Source organism: Streptomyces sp. NPDC059832, from assembly GCF_042731715.1.
Classification (GTDB): Bacteria; Actinomycetota; Actinomycetes; order Streptomycetales; family Streptomycetaceae; genus Streptomyces.
Genome location: NZ_JBHWIY010000006.1, coordinates 43,649 through 69,417, shown reverse-complemented (window position 1 = coordinate 69,417; position 25,769 = coordinate 43,649). Strand labels below are relative to the sequence as shown.

The 25,769-nt window shown below is 72.0% G+C and carries 25 protein-coding genes; 14 read left to right on the top strand and 11 right to left on the bottom strand.

From position 1 onward, the window contains the following. Positions 1–14: 14 nt before the first annotated feature. The 3 genes from ACFV8T_RS12610 to ACFV8T_RS12600 all read left to right on the top strand — a co-directional run bounded on the left by ACFV8T_RS12610 (position 15) and on the right by ACFV8T_RS12600 (position 1,916). A complete protein-coding gene (locus tag ACFV8T_RS12610; RefSeq protein WP_385326912.1) occupies positions 15–761 on the top strand; it encodes a vWA domain-containing protein in 747 nt (248 codons plus the stop codon). Next, positions 758–1,321, top strand: a complete 564-nt coding sequence (locus ACFV8T_RS12605; protein WP_385326911.1) for a HutD family protein — start codon at positions 758–760, stop codon at positions 1,319–1,321. The genes ACFV8T_RS12610 and ACFV8T_RS12605 overlap by 4 nt, the downstream gene beginning before the upstream one ends. 88 nt (positions 1,322–1,409) lie before the next feature. Then, on the top strand, positions 1,410–1,916 hold the full coding sequence (locus tag ACFV8T_RS12600; RefSeq protein WP_385326909.1) for a pyridoxamine 5'-phosphate oxidase family protein: 507 nt from the start codon (positions 1,410–1,412) through the stop codon (positions 1,914–1,916). Here the strand turns inward: ACFV8T_RS12600 and ACFV8T_RS12595 are convergent. Genes ACFV8T_RS12595 through ACFV8T_RS12585 form a run of 3 tightly spaced genes read right to left on the bottom strand, consistent with a single transcriptional unit; the run spans position 1,896 to position 5,010 of the window. Next, positions 1,896–2,912, bottom strand: a complete 1,017-nt coding sequence (locus ACFV8T_RS12595) for an acyl-CoA dehydrogenase family protein (RefSeq protein ID WP_385326908.1) — start codon at positions 2,910–2,912, stop codon at positions 1,896–1,898. The two genes, ACFV8T_RS12600 and ACFV8T_RS12595, sit on opposite strands and share 21 nt — an antisense overlap. Then, entirely contained in the window at positions 2,912–4,120 is a 1,209-nt protein-coding gene (locus ACFV8T_RS12590) for an acyl-CoA dehydrogenase family protein (RefSeq protein WP_385326906.1), read from the bottom strand. The genes ACFV8T_RS12595 and ACFV8T_RS12590 overlap by 1 nt, the downstream gene beginning before the upstream one ends. Continuing rightward, on the bottom strand, positions 4,120–5,010 hold the full coding sequence (locus tag ACFV8T_RS12585) for an enoyl-CoA hydratase (RefSeq protein ID WP_385326905.1): 891 nt from the start codon (positions 5,008–5,010) through the stop codon (positions 4,120–4,122). Before ACFV8T_RS12585 ends, ACFV8T_RS12590 begins: the two co-directional genes overlap by 1 nt. Before the next feature lie 92 nt (positions 5,011–5,102). Between ACFV8T_RS12585 and ACFV8T_RS12580 the strand changes: the two genes are divergently transcribed. The 5 genes from ACFV8T_RS12580 to ACFV8T_RS12560 all read left to right on the top strand — a co-directional run bounded on the left by ACFV8T_RS12580 (position 5,103) and on the right by ACFV8T_RS12560 (position 10,140). Continuing rightward, complete coding sequence (locus ACFV8T_RS12580; protein WP_385326903.1) at positions 5,103–5,885, top strand: SDR family oxidoreductase; 783 nt, start codon at positions 5,103–5,105, stop codon at positions 5,883–5,885. 54 nt (positions 5,886–5,939) lie between these two features. Continuing rightward, positions 5,940–6,551, top strand: a complete 612-nt coding sequence (locus ACFV8T_RS12575; RefSeq protein WP_385326901.1) for a TetR/AcrR family transcriptional regulator — start codon at positions 5,940–5,942, stop codon at positions 6,549–6,551. A gap of 31 nt (positions 6,552–6,582) precedes the next feature. Continuing rightward, positions 6,583–7,740: an acetyl-CoA C-acetyltransferase gene (locus ACFV8T_RS12570; RefSeq protein WP_385326900.1), complete on the top strand. Its 1,158-nt coding sequence runs from the start codon at positions 6,583–6,585 to the stop codon at positions 7,738–7,740. A gap of 358 nt (positions 7,741–8,098) precedes the next feature. After that, positions 8,099–8,302, top strand: coding sequence for a cold-shock protein (locus ACFV8T_RS12565; protein WP_003969786.1), 204 nt, complete (start codon positions 8,099–8,101; stop codon positions 8,300–8,302). 176 nt (positions 8,303–8,478) lie between these two features. Next, positions 8,479–10,140, top strand: a complete 1,662-nt coding sequence (locus tag ACFV8T_RS12560; protein WP_385326899.1) for a DEAD/DEAH box helicase — start codon at positions 8,479–8,481, stop codon at positions 10,138–10,140. Positions 10,141–10,193: 53 nt separating this feature from the next. Here ACFV8T_RS12560 and ACFV8T_RS12555 read toward each other — a convergent pair whose 3' ends face one another. From ACFV8T_RS12555 to ACFV8T_RS12540, 4 genes are read right to left on the bottom strand one after another with little or no spacing between them, the layout of a single operon-like run. Beyond that, positions 10,194–11,264, bottom strand: coding sequence for an NAD(P)H-dependent flavin oxidoreductase (locus tag ACFV8T_RS12555; protein WP_385326897.1), 1,071 nt, complete (start codon positions 11,262–11,264; stop codon positions 10,194–10,196). After that, entirely contained in the window at positions 11,264–12,037 is a 774-nt protein-coding gene (locus tag ACFV8T_RS12550; protein ID WP_385326895.1) for a CoA-transferase subunit beta, read from the bottom strand. The genes ACFV8T_RS12555 and ACFV8T_RS12550 overlap by 1 nt, the downstream gene beginning before the upstream one ends. Then, positions 12,034–12,903: a CoA transferase subunit A gene (locus ACFV8T_RS12545; RefSeq protein ID WP_385326893.1), complete on the bottom strand. Its 870-nt coding sequence runs from the start codon at positions 12,901–12,903 to the stop codon at positions 12,034–12,036. The genes ACFV8T_RS12550 and ACFV8T_RS12545 overlap by 4 nt, the downstream gene beginning before the upstream one ends. Before the next feature lie 2 nt (positions 12,904–12,905). Further along, entirely contained in the window at positions 12,906–13,649 is a 744-nt protein-coding gene (locus ACFV8T_RS12540; protein ID WP_385326892.1) for an enoyl-CoA hydratase family protein, read from the bottom strand. Between the two features lie 98 nt (positions 13,650–13,747). Here ACFV8T_RS12540 and ACFV8T_RS12535 point away from each other — a divergent pair, with 98 nt between their 5' ends. Then, positions 13,748–14,659, top strand: coding sequence for an SDR family oxidoreductase (locus ACFV8T_RS12535; protein ID WP_385326890.1), 912 nt, complete (start codon positions 13,748–13,750; stop codon positions 14,657–14,659). A gap of 141 nt (positions 14,660–14,800) precedes the next feature. Here the strand turns inward: ACFV8T_RS12535 and ACFV8T_RS12530 are convergent, their stop codons facing one another. Then, a complete protein-coding gene (locus tag ACFV8T_RS12530) occupies positions 14,801–15,973 on the bottom strand; it encodes a hypothetical protein (protein ID WP_385326888.1) in 1,173 nt (390 codons plus the stop codon). A gap of 125 nt (positions 15,974–16,098) precedes the next feature. Continuing rightward, complete coding sequence (locus tag ACFV8T_RS12525) at positions 16,099–17,019, bottom strand: hypothetical protein (protein WP_385326887.1); 921 nt, start codon at positions 17,017–17,019, stop codon at positions 16,099–16,101. Between the two features lie 250 nt (positions 17,020–17,269). Between ACFV8T_RS12525 and ACFV8T_RS12520 the strand changes: the two genes are divergently transcribed. After that, positions 17,270–18,046 carry a S1 family peptidase gene (locus ACFV8T_RS12520; RefSeq protein WP_385326886.1) on the top strand — a complete coding sequence of 259 codons (777 nt, stop codon included), beginning with the start codon at positions 17,270–17,272 and terminating at the stop codon, positions 18,044–18,046. Between the two features lie 42 nt (positions 18,047–18,088). On the opposite strand, the gene ACFV8T_RS12515 is transcribed toward ACFV8T_RS12520, so the two are convergent. After that, positions 18,089–19,894, bottom strand: coding sequence for a beta-galactosidase family protein (locus ACFV8T_RS12515; RefSeq protein ID WP_385326885.1), 1,806 nt, complete (start codon positions 19,892–19,894; stop codon positions 18,089–18,091). Positions 19,895–20,136: 242 nt separating this feature from the next. Between ACFV8T_RS12515 and ACFV8T_RS12510 the strand changes: the two genes are divergently transcribed. Then, a complete protein-coding gene (locus ACFV8T_RS12510; protein ID WP_385326883.1) occupies positions 20,137–21,066 on the top strand; it encodes a helix-turn-helix domain-containing protein in 930 nt (309 codons plus the stop codon). A 39-nt stretch (positions 21,067–21,105) separates the two neighbouring features. Then, the gene (locus ACFV8T_RS12505) at positions 21,106–21,432 is read left to right on the top strand and encodes a chorismate mutase (RefSeq protein ID WP_385326881.1); all 327 of its coding nucleotides are present in this window, start codon (positions 21,106–21,108) and stop codon (positions 21,430–21,432) included. Here ACFV8T_RS12505 and ACFV8T_RS12500 read toward each other — a convergent pair. After that, entirely contained in the window at positions 21,413–22,171 is a 759-nt protein-coding gene (locus ACFV8T_RS12500; RefSeq protein WP_385326880.1) for a hypothetical protein, read from the bottom strand. The two genes, ACFV8T_RS12505 and ACFV8T_RS12500, sit on opposite strands and share 20 nt — an antisense overlap. Before the next feature lie 120 nt (positions 22,172–22,291). Here ACFV8T_RS12500 and ACFV8T_RS12495 point away from each other — a divergent pair, with 120 nt between their 5' ends. Then, a complete protein-coding gene (locus ACFV8T_RS12495) occupies positions 22,292–22,936 on the top strand; it encodes an SMI1/KNR4 family protein (RefSeq protein ID WP_385326878.1) in 645 nt (214 codons plus the stop codon). A gap of 114 nt (positions 22,937–23,050) precedes the next feature. Then, entirely contained in the window at positions 23,051–25,555 is a 2,505-nt protein-coding gene (pepN, locus tag ACFV8T_RS12490; RefSeq protein ID WP_385326877.1) for an aminopeptidase N, read from the top strand. The last annotated feature ends 214 nt before the right edge of the window (positions 25,556–25,769 follow it).

Genomic DNA, 25,769 nt, shown 5'->3' with positions numbered 1-25,769 from the left:
ATCGGAGAATCCGCATGGCCGGCTCGTCCGTCGCCGCACCAGGTCCGGCCATCAGCCTCCGCAAGCTGGAGGAGAGCGCGCCCGCGCTGGTCAGCCTCTACAAGAGCGCCGCCGTCTCGCTGACCAAGCACCGCATGAGCGGCGAGCGCGCCGCGGTCTATCTGGTGCTCGACTACTCCGGTTCCATGCGGGAGTACTACCAGGACGGCAGCGTCCAGGCCCTGGCGGACCGGGTGCTGGGGCTCTCCGCCCATCTGGACGACGACGGCCGCGTCCCCCTCGTCCTCTTCTCCACGGATGTCGACGCCGTCACCGACATAGCCCTGGACAACCACCGCGGCCGGATCGACGCCGTCGTGGCGGGCCTCGGGCACATGGGGAAGACCAGCTACCACCTGGCCATGGACGCCGTCATCGACCACTACATCGACAGCGGCTCCACCGCGCCCGCGCTCGTCGTCTTCCAGACGGACGGCGGCCCGATCAGCAAGCACGCGGCGGAACGCTATCTCTGCAAGGCGGCGAAACTGCCCCTGTTCTGGCAGTTCATCGGCTTCGGCAACAAGCGGAGCAACCAGTTCGACTTCCTGCGCAAGCTCGACGAGCTGGCCGTACCCGCCAAGCGCGCCGTCGACAACGCCGGCTTCTTCCACGCCGGACCCGACCCGAGACAGGTCCCGGACGCCGAGCTGTACGACCGGCTCGTCGCCGAATTCCCGCAGTGGCTGGCCGCGGCCAGGGCCCAGGGGATCGTCAAGTGAGGGCGCGGGTGCTCCGGGCGGCCGACCGCACGGCCACGCCCTGGAAGAACGGCGGGGGAGTCACCCGGGAGATCGCGGCACACCCCGAGGGCGCGCCGATGGACACCTTCGACTGGCGGGTCAGCCTCGCCGATGTGGCCGAGGACGGGCCGTTCTCCTCGTTCCCGGGCGTCGACCGGACCCTGACCGTGGTCGAGGGCGCCGGGATGGACCTCTTGGTGGGCGGCGAGCACCACATCGTCGACGAGCCGTACTGGCCGCACGACTTCCCCGGTGACCTGGAGACCGACGGCAGGCTCCTCGGCGGCCCGGTCGTGAACGTCAACGTCATGTGCCGCAGGGGGCGGACGAGCGCGGCGGTCGCGGTGGTGCGCGGCACCGTCCGGCTCGCGGCGCCCCCGGGCGGGGCGGCCCTGGCCATCGCGCTGGAGGACGGTGCGGTGCTCGACGGCTCGGGCATCGAACTCGACCGCTACGACGCGCTGTTGACGCGGGAGGAGGCGCCGGGCGTGCTGCGGACCCACGGCTGGGCCCTGCTGATCACCCTGTCGGCCGGATGACGGCGGGCACCCGGCGGCCGCGCCGCCGATCGGGTGCGGCCCGGAAAAGCAGACAGAAGATGTCGGGATTCCAGGGTTCCATGGACGCATGACATCGAGTTCCTGGGAAGAGTTCCGCTCGGCGGAGCCGGCCTTCGCCGACACCGTCCGGACCCGCTTCGAGCAGTACAAGCACCACGTCCTGGCGACCCTGCGCAAGGACGGATCCCCGCGCGTGACCGGCCTCGAAGTGGATTTCCGGCTGGGTGAGGCCTTTCTCGGCATGATGCCGAACTCGCGCAAGGCGCTGGACCTGCTGCGCGATCCACGGTTCGCGGTGCACGCCAACCCCGGACCGGACGCCGAGATGACCGACGGGGACGTCCGGATCTCCGGCCGCGCGGTGGAGGTGACCGACCCCGCCGTGCTGGCCCGCTTCATCGAGGAGGTGAAGCCACCGGAACCCTTTCACCTCTTCCGCATGGAGCTGACCGAGGTGGTGCGCATCGGACTCGAAGGCGGCGACACCCTGGCCATCCAGGCATGGCGCCCCGGCCGCCCGCTGCGCACCTTCCGGAGGGGCAACGACGACGGCTCAATGGGCGAGGTCTCCTGACGCGGCCGGCCCGTCGGCCAGCACCCGCGCCCGGCACGCCCCCGGCGTCCCCCACGCATCGCGCAGGGGGCGCGCCTTGAGCAGCCACAGCGACAGGTCCAGCTCCCTCGTGTACCCCACCGCCCCGTGCAACTGCAGCGCGGTCCGCGCCGCCGCGTACCCCGCCTCGCCCGCCGTCACCTTGGCCGCCGCCACCGCCGCCCCGGCGTCCGGTGCGCCCCCGGCGAGCGCGAGTGCCGCCCCGTACAGCAGCGGGCGGGCGAACTCCAGCCCGATCAGGGTGTCCGCCAGCCGGTGCTTGACCGCCTGGAAGGAACCGATGGCCGTTCCGAACTGGGTGCGCTGTCCGACGTACGCGACCGTGGTCCGCAGCAGCGCCTCGCCCGTGCCGAGCGCCTGGGCGGCCGTCGCGAACGCCGCCCACCGGGCGGCCCGCACCGCCGCCTTTGCCACCCCGGCCCCCGACGCGAGCAGCTCCCCGCCCGGCTCGGGGCGCAGCAACCGACGGGCCGGGTCGGACGACAGGCTCAGCTCCCCGGGACCCGGCGCGAGCCGCAACTCGTCGCCGGTCACCGTGAACACGGCGTCCACCGCGTCCGCGTCCAGCGCGTACGGCCCGTACCCCGGCACCCGCAGCGTCGCCGATGCCGCGCCGGACGCCAGCCGGGGCAGCCACTCCTCGGCCGCCGGGCCGCCCACGTCCGCCAGCAGCACCGCGGCCGCGACCGTCTCCACCACCGGACCGGGCACCACATGCCGCCCCAACTCGGTGAAGGCGACCGCGAGTTCCACCGGCAGCGGGCCGACGCCCTCGTGCGCCTCCGGCACCGCGAGCGCGAACACCCCCGCTTTTGCCAGCCGCGCCCACAGGGCCGTGCCGGGGCCGTGGTCCCCGGCGGCCCAGGCACGTACCACCGAAGGAGTGTCCGAGGCGGTCAGCATCGCGTCCAGCGAGCGGGCGAACTCCCGCTGCTCGTCGTCGAGCAGGAAACGCATCAGCGCCGTCCCTTCGGCAGGCCGAGCAGCCGCTCGGCGATGATGTCGCGCTGGATCTCGTTCGTGCCGGCGTAGATGGGGCCCGCGAGGGAGAAGACATGGCCCTCGGCCCACTCGGATGCGGCGAGTTCCGCCTCCGGGCCGAGCAGATCGAGTGCGGTCTCGTGCAGCGCGATGTCGTACTCGGACCAGAACACCTTGTTCAGGCTGGACTCCGCGCCGATGGACGCCCCGGCGGCGAAGCGGGACGCGTTGGCGCCGGTGAAGAGCTGATACGCCCGCGCCCCGATCACCGCGTCCGCCACCCGGTCCCGCATCGCCGTGTCCGACGGATCGCCCTGGGCGCGCCACAGCGCGGCCAGCCGGTCGGCGGCGGCCAGGAAGCGGCCGGGGGAGCGGAGCGTCAGCCCACGCTCGTTGCCCGTTGTCGACATGGCGATACGCCAGCCCTGTCCGGGCTCCCCGATGACGTCCTCGTCCGGTACGAACACCTCGTCCAGGAACAGCTCGGCGAAGGCCGGCTTGCCGTCGAGCCGCCCGATGGGCCGGACCGAAACGCCCGGCGCCGACAGGTCGAACATCAGATACGTCAGCCCGTGGTGCGGCTCGGGGCCTCTCGTTCGGACCATGCCGGGCTCGCGGGGTCCGGGCTGATCCTGACGAGAGACCCCGGCCGCCCCGGGGCCCGTACGGAAGATGCCGAACGCCCGGTCCGCGAACGCGGCCCGGGAGGACCAGGTCTTCTGCCCCGAGAGCAGCCAGCCGCCGTCCGTGCGCACCGCCCGTGAACGCAGCGACGCCAGGTCCGATCCCGCCTCCGGCTCGGACCAGGCCTGCGCCCAGATCACCTCACCGCTCGCCATCGACGGCAGGACCCGGGCTCGCTGCTCCTTGGTGGCGTGGTCGAAGAGCGTCGGGGCGAGGAGGTTGATGCCGTTCTGCGACACCCGCCCGGGGCCGCCCGCCGCGTAGTACTCCTCCTCGAAGATCAGCCACCGGAAGATGTCGACGCCCCGGCCGCCGTACTCGGCCGGCCAGGAGACGACCGACCAGCGGTCCGCGTACAGCCTCGCCTCCCACTCCCGGTGCGCGGCGAAGCCCTCGGCGGTCTCCAGCGACGGCAGCGGCCCGGCGGGCACATTGGCCCGCAGCCATCGGCGCGCCTCGGCCCGGAAGGCCGCCTCCTGCTCCGTGCAGGACAGATCCATCAGCCGTCCGCCTTCTTCTTCATCGAGGCGATGTCCATGCCGCCGAGCGGGTCCGCCGCCGTCTCCGCGTTGTGCGCATGGGCGAGGTGGTGCAGCCCGAAGACGGAGTCCATCCCGGTGTGCATTCCCTGGAGGTCCTCGGCCTGATTGACGGCGCGCTTGGCCAGCGCCAGTCCGAGGCGCGGCATCCCGGCGATCCGCAGTGCCAACTCATGTGTGGTATCGGCTAGTTCCGCCCGCTCCACCACCTTGTTCACCATGCCGACCTCGTACGCCCGGCGGGCGCCCATCCGGTCGCCGGTGTACAGGAACTCCTTCGCGATCCGGGGCGGCATCACCCACGGGTGCGCGAAGTACTCGACACCGGGGATGCCCATCCGCACCACCGGATCGGCGAAGAAGGCGTCCTCGCTCGCCACGATCAGGTCGCAGACCCAGGCGAGCATCAGCCCGCCGGCCACGCACGCGCCCTGGACGGAGGCGATGACCGGCTTCGGCAGCTCGCGCCAACGCCGGCACATGCCCAGATAGACCTCCGACTCGCGGGCGAAGCGGCTCTCCGCCCCGGTCTTGTCGGAGTGGTCCCACCACAGGCCCGCCCTGCGCTCGAAGGGCAGATGCGCGTCGCGCTCGGGCGTGCCGATGTCATGGCCCGCCGAGAAGTGCTCCCCGGCGCCCGCCAGCACGGCCACCTTGACCTCCGAGTCCTCGGCGGCCCGGTAGAAGGCGTCGTCCAGGGCGTAGGTCATGGCCGAGTTCTGGGCGTTGCGGTAGCGCGGGCGGTTCAGCGTGATGTACGCGACCGGGCCGCGGCGCTCGTACAGCACCGGGCCGGGCCGGTGGCCGTCGGCGGAGGCGTCGTGGCCGGAGGTGTCATGGGCAGAGGGCATCGGCTCATCCTTCCCTAACAAGTGTTTGGTAGGTTAACGTACGGGCACGAGCACCGTCGAGGATCCGCGGGCCGGACCGAGGAGGCACAGGCGTGAGCGCACCGCAGTACGTATCCGGACACGGGCTGCTGGCCGGCCGCACCGCCGTCATCACCGCCGCCGCGGGCGCCGGCATCGGCGGCGCCACCGCCCGCAGATTCCTGGAGGAGGGCGCCCGCATCGTCATCGGCGACGCGCACGCCCGCCGGCTCAAGGAGACCGAGCAGGTGTTCGCCGAGGAGTTCGGCGCGGACCGCGTCGCCGCACTGCCCTGCGACGTCACCGACGAGAGCCAGGTCCAGGCGCTGTTCGCGCTCGCCGAACAGGTCCACGACGGCCTCGACATCGTCGTCAACAACGCCGGGCTCGGCGGCACCGCCGAACTCACCGAGATGACCGACGAACAGTGGACCAAGGTCCTCGATGTCACCCTGAACGGCACCTTCCGCTGCACCCGGGCCGCCCTGCGCTCCCTGCGGGCGGCGGGCCGCGGCGGCATCGTCGTCAACAACGCCTCCGTCGTCGGCTGGCGCGCCCAGAGCGGCCAGGCCCACTACGCCGCCGCGAAGGCGGGCGTCATGGCCCTCACCCGGTGCGCCGCGATCGAGGCCGCCGAGTACGGCGTACGCGTCAACGCCGTCGCACCCAGCCTCGCCATGCACCCGCACCTGGTGAAGGTCACCTCCGCCGAACTCCTCGACGAACTGACCGCGAAGGAGGCCTTCGGCCGGTACGCCGAGCCGTGGGAGGTCGCCAACGTCATCGTCTTCCTCGCCAGCGACTACTCCTCGTACCTGACCGGCGAGGTCGTCTCCGTCAGCAGTCAGCGTGCCTGACCGTGCGACGGCCGGGACGCCCTCGACGGCGGCCGCCGGGCGGAGAATGGTCGGGTGCCTACCAAGAAGAAGCCCCAGGTGACCCCCTCGCCCGAGCGGCGCCGCGAACTGCTCGCCACCGCGGCCGAGGTCTTCGCCGCCCAGGGATACAACGCCACCACCGTCCGCAAGATCGCGGACGCGGCCGGGATGCTCGCGGGCAGCCTCTACTACCACTTCGATTCCAAGGAATCGATGATCGACGAGATCCTCTCGACCTTCCTCACCGAACTCTGGGAGGGGTACGACACGGTGCTCGCCGCCGGACTGGCCCCCAGGGAGACCATCGAGGCACTCGTCACCGAGTCCTTCCGGGAGATCGACCGCCACCGCGCCGCGGTCGCCATCTACCAGAAGGAGTCCAGGCATCTGGCCGCCCAGCCGCGGTTCCAGTACCTCGTCGACTCCCAGCAGAAGTTCGAGAAGGCCTGGCTCGGCACCCTGGAACGCGGCGTCGCCGACCACAGCTTCCGCGCCGACCTCGACATCCGCCTCACCTACCGCTTCGTCCGCGACACCGTCTGGGTCGCAGCGTCCTGGTACCGGCCGGGCGGACTGCACAGCCCCGAGGAGATCGCCCGCCAGTACCTCTCGATGGTCCTGGACGGCATCGCCCTCGACACCTGACCCCACCCGCGCTCACGGAGGAGCAGCAGACATGGCCGAGGCATACGTGGTCGAAGCGGTACGCACCCCGGTCGGCCGGCGCGGCGGAGGGCTCGGCGCCGTCCACCCCGCCGACCTCGGCGCCCATGTCATCAAGGCCCTCGTCGAACGGACCGGGATCGATCCGGCGGCCGTCGAGGACGTGGTGTTCGGCTGCGTCGACACCGTCGGACCGCAGGCCGGGGACATCGCCCGCACCTGCTGGCTGGCGGCCGGGCTGCCCGAGGAGGTCCCCGGCGTGACCGTCGACCGCCAGTGCGGCTCCTCCCAGCAGGCCGTGCACTTCGCCGCCCAGGGCGTCCTCTCCGGCACCCAGGACCTGGTCGTCGCGGGCGGCACCCAGAGCATGACGCAGATCCCCATCGCCTTCGCCTCCCGCCAGGCCGCCGAACCCCTCGGGCTGACGGGCGGCCCGTACGCGGGCAGCGCGGGCTGGCGCGCCCGGTACGGCGACGCACCGGTCAACCAGTTCCACGGCGCCCAGCTGATCGCCGAGAAGTGGGGCATCAGCCGCCAGGACATGGAGGAGTTCGCGCTCCGCTCCCACCGGCACGCGATCCGTGCCATCGACGAGGGCCGCTTCGCGCGCGAGACCGTCGCCCTCGGCGACGTCACCACCGACGAGGGGCCGCGCCGCGACACCACCCCGGAGAAGATGGCGGCGCTGAAGCCGGTCCTGGACGGCGGCACGATCACCGCCGCGTGCTCCTCGCAGATCTCCGACGGCGCCGCCGCCCTGCTCATCGCCTCCGAGCGCGCGGTGGCCGAGCACGGCCTCACCCCGCGCGCCCGCGTCCACCACCTCTCGGTACGCGGCGAGGACCCGATCCGCATGCTGTCGGCACCGATCCCGGCCACCGCATACGCGCTCAAGAAAGCCGGAATGACCATCGACGAAATGGACCTCGTCGAGATCAACGAGGCATTCGCGCCCGTCGTGCTGGCCTGGCTGAAGGAGACCGGGGCCGACCCCGACCGGGTCAACGTCAACGGCGGCGGGATCGCCCTCGGTCACCCGCTCGGCGCAACCGGAGCAAAATTGATGACGACTCTGCTGCACGAACTGGAGCGCACCGGCGGCCGCTACGGACTCCAGGTCATGTGCGAGGGAGGCGGTCAGGCGAACGTGACGATCATCGAACGGCTCTGACCCCGGACCCGGCCGGGCGCGGTCGCCGAACCCCGCCGACACGGCCGCCGAACCGCTCGGACACCGGTCCCGGCAACGATTCCGGTGGCGTTCGGGGACCGCTCCCGGCCAGTTACCGCAAGGGCCGGGACAAGAATCCGCCGGTCGGCGGCGCGGCGTGTCCCCACCGCGGACCGGCGGAACGTGCTACGGTTGCCGAGTTGCAGTTTTGGTACCCATGAACATTATGTGCGCCTGACGGGAATGCTTCCTCAGGCGCATTATTGTTTTCCGGCTTTCTCCGGATGGGGCTCAATGCGGCGACTTGAAATTCGTAAAGTGCGGATTTCCGGCACTGCACCTCTTTTAGGAGAATGACATGGCTACTGGAACCGTGAAGTGGTTCAACTCGGAAAAGGGCTTCGGCTTCATCGAGCAGGACGGCGGCGGCGCCGACGTCTTCGCCCACTACTCCAACATCGCCACCTCGGGCTTCCGTGAGCTCCAGGAGGGCCAGAAGGTCTCCTTCGACGTCACGCAGGGCCAGAAGGGCCCGCAGGCGGAGAACATCGTCCCGGCCTAATTGCCGGACGCGTACCTCGCAGCCGGGGCCCGCACCGTGAAGGTGCGGGTCCCGGCTTGTGCTGTCCCCAGGACATGGCGAACACGCACGCCTGCCCACAGCGCTTCCCAGCAGTCCCACGCAGTTCTCAGGAATCCCCAGGACTCCTCAGGAATCCCCCAGGAGGGCAATTCCGTATGACCCGCTCCGAACGCCAGGACCGACCCGCCCGCAACCGCCCGTCGAGGGGGCGCGGCACGGCCCCGGCAAAGGCAACCGCTAAGGGTTCCGGCAAGGGATCCGGCAAGGCGTCGCCCCGTCGCAGGGCCACGCCGCCGCAGGGCGAATTCGCCCTGCCCGAAACCATGACCCCCGCACTGCCCGCCGTAGAGGCGTTCGCCGAGCTGGACATGCCCGCAGCCCTGCTGAAGACCCTTGCCGCGCAGGGCGTCACCGACCCGTTCCCGATCCAGGGCGCCACCCTGCCGAACTCGCTCGCCGGCCGGGACATCCTCGGCCGCGGCCGCACCGGCTCCGGCAAGACCCTCGCCTTCGGCCTCGCCCTGCTGGCCCGCACCGCCGGACGGCGCGCCGAGCCGAAGGCGCCGCTGGCGCTCGTCCTCGTCCCGACCCGCGAACTCGCCCAGCAGGTCACCGACGCGCTGACGCCGTACGCGACGTCCGTGAACCTCCGCCTGGCCACCGTCGTCGGCGGCATGTCGATCACCAAGCAGTCCGGCACGCTGCGCCGCGGCGCCGAGGTGCTCGTCGCCACGCCCGGACGGCTGAAGGACCTCATCGAGCGCGGCGACTGCCGCCTCGACCAGGTCGCCATCACCGTCCTCGACGAGGCAGACCAGATGGCCGACATGGGCTTCATGCCGCAGGTCGTCGCCCTGCTCAAGCAGGTCGAGCCGGACGGCCAGCGGATGCTGTTCTCCGCGACGCTCGACAAGAACATCGACCGGCTGGTCAAGATGTTCCTGACCGACCCCGTCGTGCACTCCGTCGACCCGTCCGCCGGTGCCGTCACCACGATGGAGCACCATGTGCTGCACGTGGCCGACGAGACCGACAAGAAGGCCGTCGCCACCAGGATCGCCGCCCGCGACGGCCGGGTGATCATGTTCGTGGACACCAAGCGCGCCGCCGACCGGTTCGCCAAGCGGCTGCTCGCCAGTGGTGTACGGGCCGCCGCCCTGCACGGCGGGCGCTCGCAGCCGCAGCGCAACCGGACCCTGGACCAGTTCAAGAACGGTCAGGTCACCGCGCTCGTGGCGACCAACGTGGCGGCCCGCGGCATCCACGTCGACGACCTCGACCTGGTCGTGAACGTGGACCCGCCGACCGACCACAAGGACTACCTCCACCGCGGCGGGCGCACCGCGCGCGCCGGGGAGTCCGGCAGCGTCGTCACCCTGGTGCTGCCCGAGGAGAAGCGGGAGATGACCCGGCTGATGGCCGACGCGGGCATCGCCCCGCGGACCACCCGGATCAAGTCCAGCGACGAGGAGCTCACCCGGATCACCGGGGCCCGTGAGCCGTCCGGTGTCGCGATCGTCATCGAGGTCCCGCAGCCGACCCCGCCGAAGCAGCGCACGCGCTCGGGCGGGGCCGCGGCGGGCGGCACCGGCTTCCGCTCGGGCAGCCGCGGCCGGGGCCGGCGCGGCGCCGGACAGGGCGGCGGCGAGGCCCGCGGCACGGGCGGCGTCTCCCGCACTGCCGGTGCGGGCAGTGCTTCCCGCAGCGCTGGTACGGGCGGCGGCCGTGGCAACGGCGAGTCGCGCGGCGCGGGTGCCGGGCGCTCCGGGGCCGGACGCGGCGGCGCGGCGGCGGGACGTGGCCGCAGGGCCGCGTAGCCGTACGGATACGTAGCGGACAGGGGCGGCGCCCGGTGAGATCCGGGCGCCGCCTACGCGTCCGCGCCCTCCGCCCGCTCCGCGCGGGTCACCGCACCCAGCGCCTCGTGGGCCTCGGCCATCACCCGGTCCACCAGCTCCGCGCAGCTGGGCAGATCCTCGATCAGGCCCGCCACCTGGCCCGATGCCATCACCCCCAGATCCGCCCGGCCGTCGACCATGGACGCCTTCAGGAGCATCGGTGTGTTGGCCGCCAGCAGGACCTGGCTCCACGACAGGTCCTTGCCGTGCCTCATCGCGAGACCGTCGCGCACCATCCGGGACCAGCTCGTCCCGGAGATCCGCCGGAAGCCCGCCGCCCGGCGCACCGCCTGGGCCAGCGCCCGGACCCGGCCCGCGTGCTCCAGCGCGGCGACCATCTCCGTACGCAGCATCCGGTGCGGGAGCCCGTCCACCGCCGTGGTGACCGTGATGTCCTTGACGCCCGCCGCCAGGTACCGGGCCTTCACCGCGTCCGGCACGGTCGAGTCCGACGTCAGCAGGAACCGCGTACCCATCGCGATGCCCGCCGCCCCGTACGCCAGCGCCGCGACCAGGCCCCGGCCGTCACGGAAACCGCCTGCCGCGATCACCGGGATGTCCACCGCGTCGACGACCTGGGGCAGCAGCACGGTCGTCGCCACCTCACCGGTGTGCCCGCCGCCCTCGCCGCCCTGCACGATCACCGCGTCCGCGCCCCACGCCGCGACCTTCTCGGCATGACGTCTGGCGCCGATGGACGGGATCACGATCACTCCCGCGTCCTTCAGCTCGGCGATGAGCTCCTTCGAGGGGGCCAGCGCGAAGGACGCCACCTTCACGCCCTCGTCGATGATGATCCGTACCCGCTCGCGCGCGTCGCCCGCGTCGGCGCGCAGATTGACGCCGAACGGCTCGTCCGTACGGGACCCGACCTCCCGCACCGCCGCCCGCAGCTGCTCCGTGGTCATCGTCGCGGAGGCCAGGATGCCGAGGGCGCCGGCGCGGGCCGTGGCGGAGACCAGGCGGGGGCCCGCGACCCAGCCCATGCCGGTCTGGACGATGGGGCGGCGGATGCCGACGAGGTCTGTGAGCGCCGTCCGCATCAGACCCTGACCTCGCGGTTCCGGGTGCCCTGCGGGTCGATGACCTCGCGGATCAGGGACAGCTCCTCGGCGGTCGGCTCCCGGGTGCACGGGACGTCGTCCGCGACGGTGAGCGCGAAACCGGTGGCCTCGCGGACCTGGTCGACGGTGACGCCGGGGTGCAGCGAGGCCAGGCGCATCGAGCGGTCCGGGGTCGCGAAGTCGAGGACGCCGAGATCGGTCACGACGCGCGGGATGCGGTGGTAGCGGGTCGCCGAGGGACCGGCCGCGGCGGCACTGTCGTAGCCGACCCCGCAGATCATGTCGACGCGCTCGACGAAGACCCGGGTGGAGTGTTTGGGCACCCAGTAACTGACCGGGTTGTTCAGGGTGTTGACCGGGGCGCCGCGCACGCCGAGCAGCTGGCGGGCGGGCTGTTCCCAGTCACCGATGCAGGAGATGTTCTGGTTGCCGAACCGGTCGATCTGGCTCGCCCCCATCATCACGTGGCGCCTGCCGCCGGTGACCATGGTGAGGTGATGGCGGTAGGGCAGCCAGCCCTCCGTCGTGCCGTCCGGGCCGACGAGCAGTGCCTCGCCGTCGGTGAGCAGCAGATCGGGCGAGAAGGTGCGCCGGGCGAGCCGGGCGCCGACGGACGGGACGAGGCCCATCGGGCTGGCGAGCACCTCACCGTTGTCGCGCCAGGCATCGGCGCAGGCGATCACGCAGTACTCGGCCCGGGTGGCCGCGGTCGTGGTCGCGTTCACGGGCGCGTTCGCGTTCTCCGTGGTCATTTCTGCTCCTCGTGCCAGGTCCGGACGGCCGACTGGTAGCTCTTCTCGTCGCCCTCGGCGGGCAGGAATCGGTCGCTGAAGGCCGCCCAGGCGACGGGGTCGGCGGCGGCGGTCGCGTACGCCTGCTGGAACGCCTCGTCGCGCGGGTGGTCGGGCACGCAGGAGGTGAAGTGCGCGCCGTTCGGGGTCTCGACGACACCGGTGACGGAGTGCCGCTTGACGAGGAGGGTCTGCGGGGCGGCGTTCCCGGTCAGCTCGGCGGTGTCGACGAGACGTTCGCAGGAGACGTACGCGGTGTCCGCGGCCTCGCAGAAGAGGTCGTCGAAGTACGGGTCCGGGCCGAGGTACTGGCCGTTGCCGAACCGGTCGGCGCGGTTCATGTGGACCAGCGCGGCGTCCATCCGCAGCGCGGGCATCGCGACGAACTCCTCGCCGTCCGCGTACGGCGAAGCGACCGTGCGCAGGCCCGGGTTGACCCGCATCACGTCGGAACCGATGCCGGCACGCACGGGGAGGAACGGCAGCCGGTTCGCGGCGGCGTGCAGCCCCCACATGAACATGGCCTCGTCGATCTCCATCAGCTCGAACGCGCCGCGCTGGCGGGCGGCCCGGAAATGGGGTTCGAGCGGGATCGAGTCGAGCGTGGCGAAGGCCGCGACCAGTTTCCGGATCCTGCCGGCCGCGGCGAGCAGACCCACGTCGGGGCCGCCGTACGAGACCACGGTGAGATCGGTGATCCGGGAGCGGAGCAGCGCCCGCACCAGCGCCATGGGTTTGCGGCGCGAGCCCCAGCCGCCGATGCCGATCGTCATCCCGCTGCTGAGCCGGGAGACGACGTCGTCGGCGGTCATGGTCTTGTCGGTCATGGTCATGCCTCCTTGCCGAACGATTCGCGTACGCGGTCGGCGACGCCACTGAGGTTGGCCTCGAAGGTGAAGCCCTGCTCGAAGCGGTAGCTGCGGCGTACGTCCACCGGGTCGATGCCGTTGATGGCGGCCTTGGCCAGCCGGATCAGATACCCGTCCTTGCGGGCTATCTCGCCCGCCAGCTCCAGCGCCGCACCGAGGAGTTCGTCGCGCGGTACGACCTTCCAGACCGAGCCGTGGGCGTGCAGTTCGGCGGCGGTGGCGGTGCGCGAGGTGTAGTAGAGCGCGCGCATCAGATGCTGGGGCACGAGCCGGGCCAGATGGGTCGCCGCGCCGAGCGCGCCCCGGTCCAGCTCGGGCAGGCCGAACGTCGCGTCGTCGCTCGCCACGATCGCGTCCGCGTTGCCGACGAGGCCGATGCCGCCGCCGAGGCAGAAGCCGTTCACCGCGGCGACGACCGGGACCTCGCACTCGTACACGGCGGCGAACGCCTCGTAGCAGCCGCGATTGGCGCCGATCAGGGTGGCGTGCCCGGTGTCGCGCTGCATCTCCTTGATGTCGACGCCCGCGTTGAACCCGCGTCCGGCGGCGGCCAGCACGACGCAGCGGACCTCGGGGTCGCGGCCTGCCGCGCGGAGTGTGTCGGCGAGGTCGTACCAGCCCCGCACGGGCAGCGCGTTGACGGGCGGATGGTCGACCGTGACGAGTCGGATGCCCTTGCCGGGACTTGTGGTGGAGACACCCATGAGCGAATCAGCTACCTTTCCACCAAACATTTGTTAGGTGTGGAAGGTAGCAGCCTGCCCCCGCATCGCCAACAAGGAGACAAGTGGGGAGACGAGTGATGACTGGTCTGTGCGACGGCCGCGTGGTGATCGTGACGGGTGCGGGGCGCGGGCTCGGCCGGGCCCATGCGCTCGCCTTCGCCGCCGAGGGCGCGAAGGTGGTCGTCAACGATCTGGGCGTCGGCCCCGGCGGCGACGGCGGCTCCACCGGCCCGGCCCGGCAGGTGGTGGAGGAGATCGTGGCGGCGGGCGGCGAGGCGGTCGTCCACGGGGGCGACATCGCCACGACCGAAGGCGCCGCGTCACTGGTCACCGCCGCGCTGGAGACCTTCGGACGGCTGGACACCCTGGTCAACAACGCGGGATTCCTGCGCGACCGGATGCTGGTGAACCTGGACGAGGACGACTGGGACGCCGTGATGCGGGTCCATCTCAAGGGCCACTTCCTGCCGTTGAGGCATGCGGCCGCGCACTGGCGGTCCGAGGCGAAGGCGGGCCGCGCACCGGCCGCCCGGGTGATCAACACCAGCTCCGGCGCGGGGCTGCTCGGCAGCGTCGGCCAGGGCAACTACTCCGCCGCGAAGGCCGGGATCGTCGGTCTGACGCTGGTCGCCGCCGCGGAGATGGGCCGGTACGGGGTCCAGGTCAACGCGATCGCCCCGGCGGCCCGGACCCGGATGACCGAGCAGACGTTCGCGCAGGCGATGGCGGCGCCGGGGGAGGGCGGGTTCGACGCGATGGCCCCGGGGAACGTCTCCCCGCTGGTGGTGTGGCTCGGCTCGGCCGCGAGCGACGGGGTGACCGGGCGGGTCTTCGAGGTGGAGGCCGGGCGGATCACGGTCATGGAGGGCTGGCGGCCCGGCCCCACCACGGACCGGGGCGCGCGGTGGGCGCCGGCGGAGGCGGGGGAGGCGGCACGGAAGCTGCTGGCGGAGGCGGCGCCGGCGCAGCCGGTGTACGGGGCGGGGTAGGACCTCTCCGGCCCCGACCCGCCGGACGGGCTCGGGTGGTACGCCGAGCGGGCTGTCCGATCCTGATCCGCCGGACGGGCTCCGGTGGTACTGGGGAGACCTCGTGGCGGGGCCGCCCCGCGGGCGTCGGCTCGGCCGGTGTCACTCCGCGCGCGGGCCCGGGAGATGGCGCCGCACCTTGTTGCTGGGGTCGGCGGCCAGCCGGTCGGCTCTCCGGCTCACTTCCCGCGGGTCCAGGATGCTCAGGGCCCGCCAGGCCTCGGCGCGTACGCGGGCCCTGGGGTGGGCCGTGAAGTCCAGTATCCGGGGCACGTCGCACGCGCCGCCCAGGTCGGACAGCCCACCGAGCGCGCCGATGGCGGTCGCGTCCGGCACGGAAGCCGGTGCCAGGGCGTCGCGGTACACCTGCGGCGCGAGATCCGTGTGTCCGCGGGCGTACAGCGTGGCGCGGGCGTGGTAGCGGATCCTGGCGTCCGGGTCGAGCACGGCCCGCCGCACATGTGCCTCGCCGTGCGGCCCGCGGGCCCTGGCCCGCAGGGCCCGCAGGCGTATGCGGGGGCTGCTGCTGCCTTCGAGGAAGGGCAGCAGCGCGTCCTGTTCGGCCGGTGTCAGCCGTGAGGACGTGGCGGTGCGGGCGGCCCACTGCCACAGGGCGGGGTCCCGGGCCGTGAAGGCGGTCCCGACGGCCGCGACCGGATCGGTCCGGGCGAGCCACCGCAGACAACTCCCGCGCACCAGGGGGTCGTTCGACCGGGCGCCCTGCCACAGCGCGTCCGTCCCGGCGCGGTGGAGAAGGTCCTCCACCGCGGCCAGTACCCGGCCGGCCCTGCGGCGTCCACGCAGTCCGTCGATGAGGGGGAGAAGCCGGACGAGGAGTTCCACGTGTTCGGGACCCAGTCGTGCGGCCACCGCGCCCTGCGCGAGAACCCGCACCTCCTCGACCGGATCGTTCAGCCGCAGCAGGAGGAAGGGAATCGCGAAGGGGTCCTCGGTGCCGGTGAGCCGTGCGACGCCGGCCTCCCGCAGATATCCCGACCGGTCGAACGACATCAGGGCCGCCACGGCCGTGCCGTGCCGCTCGGCCGTCGCGTCGTCCGGCGCCTGATCACCGGCCAGGGCACCGAGACCGAGTGCGCCGAGACCGTAGCGCCGGCTCCGGTAGCCCGATTCGAGCCGTATCAGCTCGTGCGGGGTCACCCTTCGCAGCACGTCGTCGAGACGACGCGCCGCCTGGGCGGGTTCCTCGTCCCACGAGAGGATCACGCGGGAGACGTCGTCCAGAAGCCACGACCAACCGACCCCGGGGACTGTCATCCGGTCCTCCCCCACCCGCCCGCACCTGCTTCCGGTCCGCTCCGAAGGTTACGTGGCCGTCGGCACCGCCGGACGAGTCGTACGGGGGAGGAGCCGGGGCCGCGGGGCTGCCGCGGCGGCACGGCTCAGGTGCTGCAGTCCAGGACCGTCCGGCACAGCCCGCACCGTGCCCGCACCCGGCCGCGCACCGGAACGCGGATGCGCTGGTGGCAGGTGGGGCAGGCGAAGGAGACCCGCAGTCCGTCCGGGCCGCCCTCCAAGGTGTACGGAGCACCGGGGGCCGCGGGGGCGCCCGGATGGTCCCGGGCCTGTCGCCGGTCCTTCGCGTAACGGCGGCGGCCCGCCCAGCCCGCCGCCGCGAGCGGCGGCTGCCGGGTGTCGTGGAGGGCCTGTGCGCGCCCCTTCGTATAGGCCTCGTAGGCCTGCGGGCTGGTGAACCAGGGGGACGGGTCCTCGTCGAAGGCCAACGCCCGCTTGGCGAGGACGTATCCGAACTCCTCCGGGGTGAGATAGCCGAGCTTCTGGCTGGAGACCTGGTCCTCGCGGAAGGCGTCGAGCAGCAGCCAGCCCGCGCCCAGGTACGTGGTCACGGTGTCGGTGAGGATCTCGTTGTCGCGCGTACCGGGGAACTCCAGGCCGAGGCGGTGCAGCAGCACATGGGTGACCTCGTGCGAGAGCGCGGCGCCGATGTCCCTGCGGTGGGTGCGGAAGCGGTCGTTGAGTTCGACGAAGTACTCCGGCCCCGCGGCCAGTTCGACACCGGCGGCGTGTTCCATCGCCCGGAAGCCGACGATCACGCGGGCGTCCGGCAGATGCAGATGCTGGACCACCGCCCGCGCCACCCGCTGGGCGCCGAGATGCAGATCGTCCTGGTCGGAGAAGGCGGCGTCGACGGGGGCGAGGCTCGTGGCGTAGCCGCGGACACCGTCGTACGAGAGCCGCCGGTACAGCGCGGTGATCGCGGACCGGACCGTTTCGAGATGCGGGAAGCCGTGGACCACCGGACTGCTGGTGCTCCGGCCGTGGTTCCGGTTGTCGTCCGCCATGTCCCACCCCCGTCCGCGAGGATCGACCGGCTTTCACTGTAGCCGCAACGCCGTGGGTGATCTTGGCCGGAAAGTGATCCTTGTGGGGGTCGTGATCGTTTCCCGATAATCCGAACCATGCCTTTGTCGGGGGCATGACCATCGGTGCGGTGCTGTGCCGTCCGTGGTCAGAACCCGGCTCGGGCACAGGTACTCCCCACAAGCGCACACGTACCCCCCACAAGCACCCCCCACGAAAGAAGGCAGTCCCTTGAAGCAGCTTCTGCGCGCCGTGAAGAGATGTTCCGTCATAGCCGCCGTCGTCCTCGCGGCCGTCAGCCTCCAGCCCGCCGGAGCGTCCGCGGCCCCCCAGCCGGTGGTCGGCGGGACCCGCGCCGCCCAGGGCGAATTCCCGTTCATGGTCCGGCTGTCGATGGGCTGCGGCGGCGCTCTCTACACCAAGGACATCGTCCTCACCGCAGCGCACTGCGTGGACGGCTCGGGCAACAACACCTCCATCACCGCCACCGCGGGCGTCGTCGACCTGCAGTCCTCCAGCGCGATCAAGGTCAAGTCCACCAAGGTCCTCCAGGCTCCCGGCTACACCGGCGCCGGCAAGGACTGGGCGCTCATCAAGCTCGCCAAGCCGATCGACCTGCCGACCCTGAAGATCGCCACCAACACCACCTACAACAACGGCGACTTCACCATCGCCGGCTGGGGCGCGGCCAGCGAGGGCGGCGCCCAGCAGCGCTACCTGCTCAAGGCCTCCGTACCGTTCGTCTCCGACGCCGACTGCCAGGCCGCGTACGGCAGCGACCTCGTCCCCGGCGACGAGATCTGCGCCGGGCTGATCGACACCGGCGGCGTGGACACCTGCCAGGGCGACTCCGGCGGCCCCATGTTCCGCAAGGACAACGCCGGAGCCTGGATCCAGGTCGGCATCGTCAGCTGGGGCCAGGGCTGCGCCGAGCCCGGCTACCCCGGTGTGTACAGCGAGGTCTCGACGTTCGCCGCGAACATCGCGTCCGCGGCAGCCACGCTCTGACCCCGGCCCCGGCCGGGGCAGCCGCCCCGGCCGGTACCTGAGTCACACCTGAACATCCCCGGGGGTGCCCGTCCGGACGGGCACCCCCGCACCCAGCTCCGCGTACGGCGCGCCCGCACCCTCCAGCTCCAGCACCCACACCTCGTTGACACCCTCCCGCAGCACCGGCCCCGGCACGTACAGCGTCCGCTGCGCACCCACCGACCAGTAGCGTCCCAGGCAGAAGCCGTTCACCCACACGAACCCACGCGTCCAGCCCGGAAGTTCGAGCCCCGCGTGCCCGGTGCCGCCCACCCCGGCGACCTCGAACGTCCCCCGGAACAGACCGGTGGGCCCGGCCTCCCCGGCACTGCCGAACGCCACCTTCGCCACCGCGTCCGCCTCCTCGAACGCGTCGAGACGCAGCGCCCGCGCCCGCACCCCGTGCAGATACTGCCGCTCGTGCCGCACCCCGCCCGTGATCCCCTTGGGCTCACCGAGCCGCGGCCCGTAATTGACCCGGCCCAGCGACTCCACCCACAGCTCGACCTCCGCGGGCCCGGCCACCGGCTCGTCCAGGGCGCTGTCCTCCTCGGTCAGCACACCCTCCCGGACCCCGTTCACATACACCACGGCCCGGTCCCGGAGCCCCGTCACACTCAGCTCGTACGGCCGGCGCGGACCGGGCACACCCACCCGGTAGCGCACCAGACCCCGGTCGACACCCAGCTCCTCGAAGGTCGGCGGAACACCGGACGGCGCCGCCTCCTCGTCACCCAGCGCCTCCAGCACGGCATCCAGCGGCGCCCACTCCGTCAGCTCGGCCCGCACCGGAACCGCAAGCCCGGCAGGCTCGGGCGGCAGCTCCGGAAGCGGCCCGTCCGCGTACTCGGCGAGCACCTCGCGAAACAGCCGGAACTTCTCCGTGGGACGGCCGTACTCGTCGATCGGCGCGTCGTAGTCGTACGAGGTCACCGTCGGCAGGAAGTCCTGGTCCTGGATCGGACCGGACCGGTTCGCCCCCGCCCACCCGGCGAAATTCGTCCCCCCGTGCGCCATGTAGATGTTCACCGACGCCCCGCACTCCAGGATCTCCCGCAGCGCCCCGGCGGCCTGCGCCGGCTTCCGCACGATCGGCTCGGCACCCCAGTGCTCGAACCAGCCGCACCAGAACTCCATGCACATCAGCGGCCCCTTCGGCTGATGGCGGCGCAGCACCTCGAACGCCTCCCGCGCACCCGACCCGAAGTTCGCCGTGGCCAGCAGCCCCGGCACGGAACCGCCCGTGAGCATGTGGTCCTCCGGCCCGTCGGAGGTGAACAGCGGCACGGTCACCCCGCGCTCCCGCAACATCCCGGCCACCCGCTGGAGGTAGACCTGATCGGAGCCGAAACTCCCGTACTCGTTCTCCGCCTGGACCATGATCACCGGCCCGCCGCGCCCGATCTGCCGCTGCACCACCTGCGGCAGCAACGCCGTGAACCACCGCTCCACCGCACCCAGGTACTCCGCGTCACGGGACCGCACCCGCCGGCCGAACCGCCCCGTCACCCAGGCCGGCAGACCACCGTTCTCCCACTCGGCACAGATGTACGGTCCCGGGCGGACGATCGCCCACAGCCCGGCCCGCTGCGCCGCGTCCAGGAACCGGCCGAGCGCCGCCACGTCCCGGAACCGGCCGGGCTGCGGCTCATGCAGATTCCACGGCACATACGTCTCGACACAGTTCAGCCCCATGGCGCGCAGCATCGACAGCCGGTGATCCCACTGGGCCTCGTGCACCCGGAAGTAGTGCAGGGCCCCGGACAGCAGCCGTACGGGCTTCCCGTCGAGCCGGAAGTGGTCGTCCCCCACGGTGAAGTCAGCCATCGTGCTCGTACTCTCCTGTGCGTGCGGTCCCCCGGAGCCGCACGGCCCCGGGCCCGTACGACGGCACGCACCACGGAGCGGGCGAACCCGGGAGGAATGTTGCGTCCCACCTTCGCCCCCTGGCGTCCTGCCGGTCCATGGACAAAGATCACTGCTGTTTGGACACAATTGTTCGGTCGAACTGTCCGGACCCACGCAAGAGGGGTCCGGACCCACGCAAGAAAGGGGAGGAAGGAAGCCCGATGTACCACACCTGGATGCGTTTCTTCACCCCCAGCCCGCTCCACCACCGGCTGGGCCTCGTCTGCCTGGGCGTGGGACTCCAGCACGGCGCACTGCCGACGGTCGGCCCCCGCACCCTGGACCACCACGTGGCCGTCGTCATCAGCTCCGGCAGCGGCTGGTTCACCGGCCCCGACGGCCGCCGGGTCCCCGTCACCGCGCCCAGCCTGATCTGGCTCACCCCCGGCACCCCGCACCACTACGGCGCCGACCCCGGCACCGGCTGGGACGAGAGCTTCGTCGACTTCACCGGCCCCGCCACCACCACCTACACCGAACTCGGCTACATCGAGCCCGACCGCCCACTCGTCCCGCTCGCCGACACGGCGGGCCCACGCGCCGCGATCGGGCGCATGGTGCGCGCGGCACGGCGCGGCAACCCGCTGCTGGAGGTCGAGACCGGCGCCGCCGTCCATGAACTCCTCGTCGCCCTGCGCCGGGCCCGTGCCGACGTCAGCCCCGACGGCGACCCCGTCCTGCAGGCCCTCGCCCGGGACGCCTTCCAGCCCCTGTCGGTCGCGGAGCACGCCGCCCGGCACGGCATGACACCCGCCGAACTGCGCACGGCGGTGCGGCGGGGCGCCGGGTGCAGCCCCAAGGACTACCTCCTCGGCATCCGGCTCGGCCGCGCCAAGGAACTCCTCGCCGCCACGGACCTGCCGGTCGCCGCCGTCGCCCGACGCGTCGGCTACGACGACCCGGCGTACTTCTCCCGCCTCTTCGCCCGCCGGGTCGGCACCGCCCCGGTCCGCTTCCGCGAACAGCAGGGCCGCAACGTACCGGGCGGCTGGAGCGACCGGGTCCCCGACCCGGAACACCCACCGACGATCACCCCGCTGGGCCCGGCCGTCCAGGGACCGACTGGCGGACCGGGACCGGACAGGCCCTGAGGGCCTGTCCGGCGGATCATGGCCCTAAGCTCGCTGACCATGACGACGAGGGACATCGACGAGTCCGTGAACGCGGAACTGAACCGGCTGCGCGAGAGCATCGACAACATTGACGCCGCTGTTGTCCACATGCTCGCCGAGCGTTTCAAGTGCACCCAGCAGGTCGGCCACCTCAAGGCCGCCCACCACCTCCCCCCGGCCGACCCGGCCCGCGAGAGCAGGCAGATCGCCCGCCTGAGACAGCTCGCGGAGAGCGCGCACCTGGATCCGGCCTTCGCCGAGAAGCTGCTGAACTTCATCGTGGCGGAGGTCATCCGCCACCACGAACGGATCGCGGAGGAATCGGCTACGAACGCGGAGGCGTGAGCGCCGGAGACCGGAGCTCCCCCGACCGGCGCGGCCTGCGCCACGACCACACCACCCAGGCACTCACCAGCAGCCCGAGCCCCGTGGCCAGTACGACGAGCCCGGCCGCCGCCGACTCGTCGACATGATCGCCATTGCCCCGGGGCTCGGGCAGCCCGGCCGCCGCATAGTGGGGGAGGACCAGCAGGCCCACCCCCACCAGGGCCGGCACCGCCCAGCCGAACCGCTCACGGCGCGAGGACCGGACGGACACCAGAGCACCCGCGGCCAGCAGCACCGCACAACCGAGCGCCGGCAGCACCGTGCAGGTCAGCCACTCCGACAGCAACGGCCGCCAGTACCACTCCGATTCCGGCCTCGGCCCGTCGAAGTAGTACAGGGTCCGCGGCTGCGGCTCACCCATGAAGTCCCGCACGGTCCCCGGCACCAGGCCACCCAGCAGCCCACCCGCGAAGACGAGCCCCGACAACCGCGCCGCCGCCCCACCGCCCTCCCTCCACCAGGCCACCGGGGCGACCCGAACCACCACCACGGCACACCAACCCGCCAGCAGCCCCAGGAACACCCCCTTGACCGCTCCGTAACCGACCGGAGTCCAGACGTTCCAGGGATAGTTCTCCAGGTGCGCGGCCCGCCAACTCCCCACCAGACACCAGGCGACCGCACCCCCGACCACACCCCACGGCGCGACCCCCACGACCCACCGCCGCTCACCGCCCGCACCCCGCAGACCCGTCACCGCTCCGACACCCCCACCCGTCACCGGCCCACACCACCCGTCGCAACGCGGGACGCGACAACCGCACGTACGGTTGCACGGACCGGCCGGGTTGTCGGTGGCCCCGCGTACTGTCCAGCCATGCCGGTCACAGAAATGGACGAGCCCGCACCCGCGACCCGTTCCGCCGTTCACCCATGGCGCGATCTGCTCCAGCGCTGGAGCGACGAATGGCTCGACCCGGTCCTGCACGAGCAGGAGAGACACGAACCCTTTCCGGACGAGGTACGGGCGGCCCGCTGGCTGGGCGGGCCGGGCGCGACGCCGCAGGAGCTGGCGCGACTGGAAGAGCGCCTGGGCGTCGAACTTCCGCCCAGCTACCGGGAGGTCCTGCGGACCAGTGACGGGTGGCTCGACACGACGACCGGGATCGCGCGGCTCCTGCCCGCCCGGGAGGCCGGCTGGGCCAGGGATCTCGATCCTGAGGTGATCGAGGGCCGGGCCGGTGACGGGGAGCCGGACGATGTTCCCGACGAGGAGTACTTCGTCTACGGCGACGAGCAGAAGAGCTGGGCCATCCGGACCGGGTATCTGAGCGGCATGCTCAAGATCAGCCACACCCCCGGGGCAGGGGACGCCTACCTGCTCAACCCGCAGGTCGTCACACCCGACGGCGAGTGGGAGGCCTGGTACCTCGCCCACTGGCTGCCCGGAGCCGTCCGGTACCGGTCCTTCTGGGACCTCATGAACGACGAGTACCGGAGCTTCCGCGGCGACCAGGAGTAAGCGCCCCCGCGAAGAGCCCCCGCGCACAACCCCCACGGAGAGAACGCCCCGCCGCCGCCCGGTCGTGGGAGAACCCGCCTGCGGCCCGCCCACCGCGTACGGCAGCATGGACGCATGTCCGTACTGACGCGCGACGAAGCGCAGACCCGAGCCCGGTTCCTCGACGTACACCGGTACACGATCGACCTCGACCTGACCGCGGGGGAGGAGACCTTCGACTCCCGCACCGTCATCCAGTTCACCGCAGCCGCGGCCGGAGACACCTTCGTCGAACTCAAGCCGGCCACCCTGCGCTCGATCAGCCTCGACGGACACCCCCTCGACCCCGCCGACCTCGTCGAGAACCGCTTCCCGCTCACCGCACTCACCCCCGGCACCCACGAACTGCGCATCGACGCGGCCATGAGCTACTCCCGCACCGGCGAAGGCATGCACCGCTTCACCGACCCGACCGACGGCGAGACATACGCCTACACCCAGATCTCCATGGAGGACGTCCAGCGCGTCTTCGCCGCCTTCGACCAGCCCGACCTCAAGTCCGTCTTCGAACTCACCGTCACCGCCCCCGAGGGCTGGACCGTCCTCGGCAACGGCATCGCCGAACACCACGGCGACGGACACTGGACCCTGGCCGCCACCCCGCTGATCTCCACCTACCTCGTCGCCGTCGCCGCCGGCCCCTGGCACTCCGTGACCACCGAACACGCCGGACTGCCCTTCGGCATCCACTGCCGCCGCTCACTGGCCCCCCACCTCGACACGGACGCCGACGAGATCCTCGACATCACCCGGGCCTGCTTCGACCGCTTCCACGAGAAATTCGACGAGCCCTACCCCTTCGACTCCTACGACCAGGCCTTCGTCCCCGAGTTCAACGTCGGCGCCATGGAGAACCCCGGCCTCGTCACCTTCCGCGACGAATTCATCTACCGCTCCGCCGTCACCGACACCGAACGCCAGACCCGCGGCATGGTCATCGCCCACGAAATGGCCCACATGTGGTTCGGCGACCTCGTCACCCTCGCCTGGTGGGACGACATCTGGCTCAACGAGTCCTTCGCCGAGTACATGGGCTACCAGACCCTCGCCGAAGCCACCCGCTTCACCGACACCTGGGTCGACTTCGGCGTCGCCCGCAAGGGCTGGGGCTACGACGCCGACCAGCGCCCCTCCACCCACCCCGTCGCCCCCGACCCGGCCGCCGTCCCCGACACCGCGTCCGCGATGCTCAACTTCGACGGCATCTCCTACGCCAAGGGCGCATCCGCCGTGCGCCAACTCGTCGCCTGGCTCGGCGAGAAGGACTTCCTGGCCGGCATCAACACCCACTTCGCCCGCCACAAATTCGCCAACGCCACCCTCGCCGACTTCATCGACAACCTCGCATCGGCCACCGACCGCGACGTCCACGCCTGGGCCGACGCCTGGCTGCGCACCACCGGAGTCGACACCCTCACCTCCCGCGTCGAGGAATCCGACAGCACCTGGACCCTCCACGTCGACCACGACGGCAGCCGCCCCCACCGCATCGCCGTCGGCGCCTACGACCTCGCCCCGCACACCCGCACCGGCACCGACCGGCTCGTCCTGCGCGACCGGTTCGAGATCGACGTCCCCCTGGGCGGCACACCCGAAGCACGCCCCGGCCACCGCCCCGCACTCCTCGTCCTCAACGACGGCGACCTCGGCTACGCCAAGATCCGCCTCGACGCCCGGTCCTGGGAAACCGTCGTCACCGGACTCTCCGGCATCCCCGACGCCCTGACCCGCGCCGTCGTCTGGAACACCGCCCGCGACATGGTCCGCGACGGCGAACTCGCCCCCGCCACCTACCTCGAAGCGGCCCGCACCCACCTCCCGCACGAAACCGACCTCGCCCTCGCCCAGGGCGTACTCGCCTTCGCCGACACCCACATCACCCGCCGCTACCTCACCCCCGAGAACCGCCCCGCCGCCCTCGCCACCCTCACCGCCCTCTGCCGCGACCTCATCCGCCGCACCGAGGACGGCCACAACCCCGGCCTCCGCCTCGTCGCCGTACGCCACCTCATCGACGCCGCCACCCAGCCCGACACCATCCAGGACTGGCTCAGCAACGGCACCGTCCCCGGCGGACCCGAACTCGACCCCGAACTGCGCTGGCGCATCCTCACCCGCCTCGCCGTCCTCGGCGCCATCGACGAAGCCACCATCACCGCCGAACTCGAACAGGACCCCAGCGCCACCGGACAGGAAGGCGTCGCCCGCTGCCGAGCCGCCCTCCCCACCCCCGAGGCCAAGGCCACCGCCTGGAACGCCCTGTTCAACGACGACAGCCTGTCCAACTACCTCTTCACCGCCACCGCCCAAGGCTTCTGGCAACCCGAACAAGCCGACCTCGTACGCGACTACGTACCCCGCTACTACCCCGAGGCCACCGCGCTCGCCGCCCGCCGAGGCCCCGCCATCGCGGCCGCCGCAGGAAGCCACGCCTTCCCCGCGTACGCCATCGACACCGACAACCTCCACCTCGGCGAACAGGCCCTGAACGACACGGCCCTCACCCCCGCCCTCCACCGCAAACTCACCGACCAGATCGACGACCTGCGCCGCACCCTCACCGTACGCAACACCCACTGACCCACAACCCCGCACCCGCACCACCCGTGCCCGGCGCCACCCCCACCACACAGGGGGACGCCGGGCACAGCCATACCCAGCGCCACGCCCATACCACCGGAACCCCCAACAACGCCCCCCACTCCACCACCCATCCCCCTTTCGAGTTCACCTCACCCCGCTCCACGGCCGCGCCCCCGGAAACCCGGACAAGCTGGCATGTCCACCCATGCCC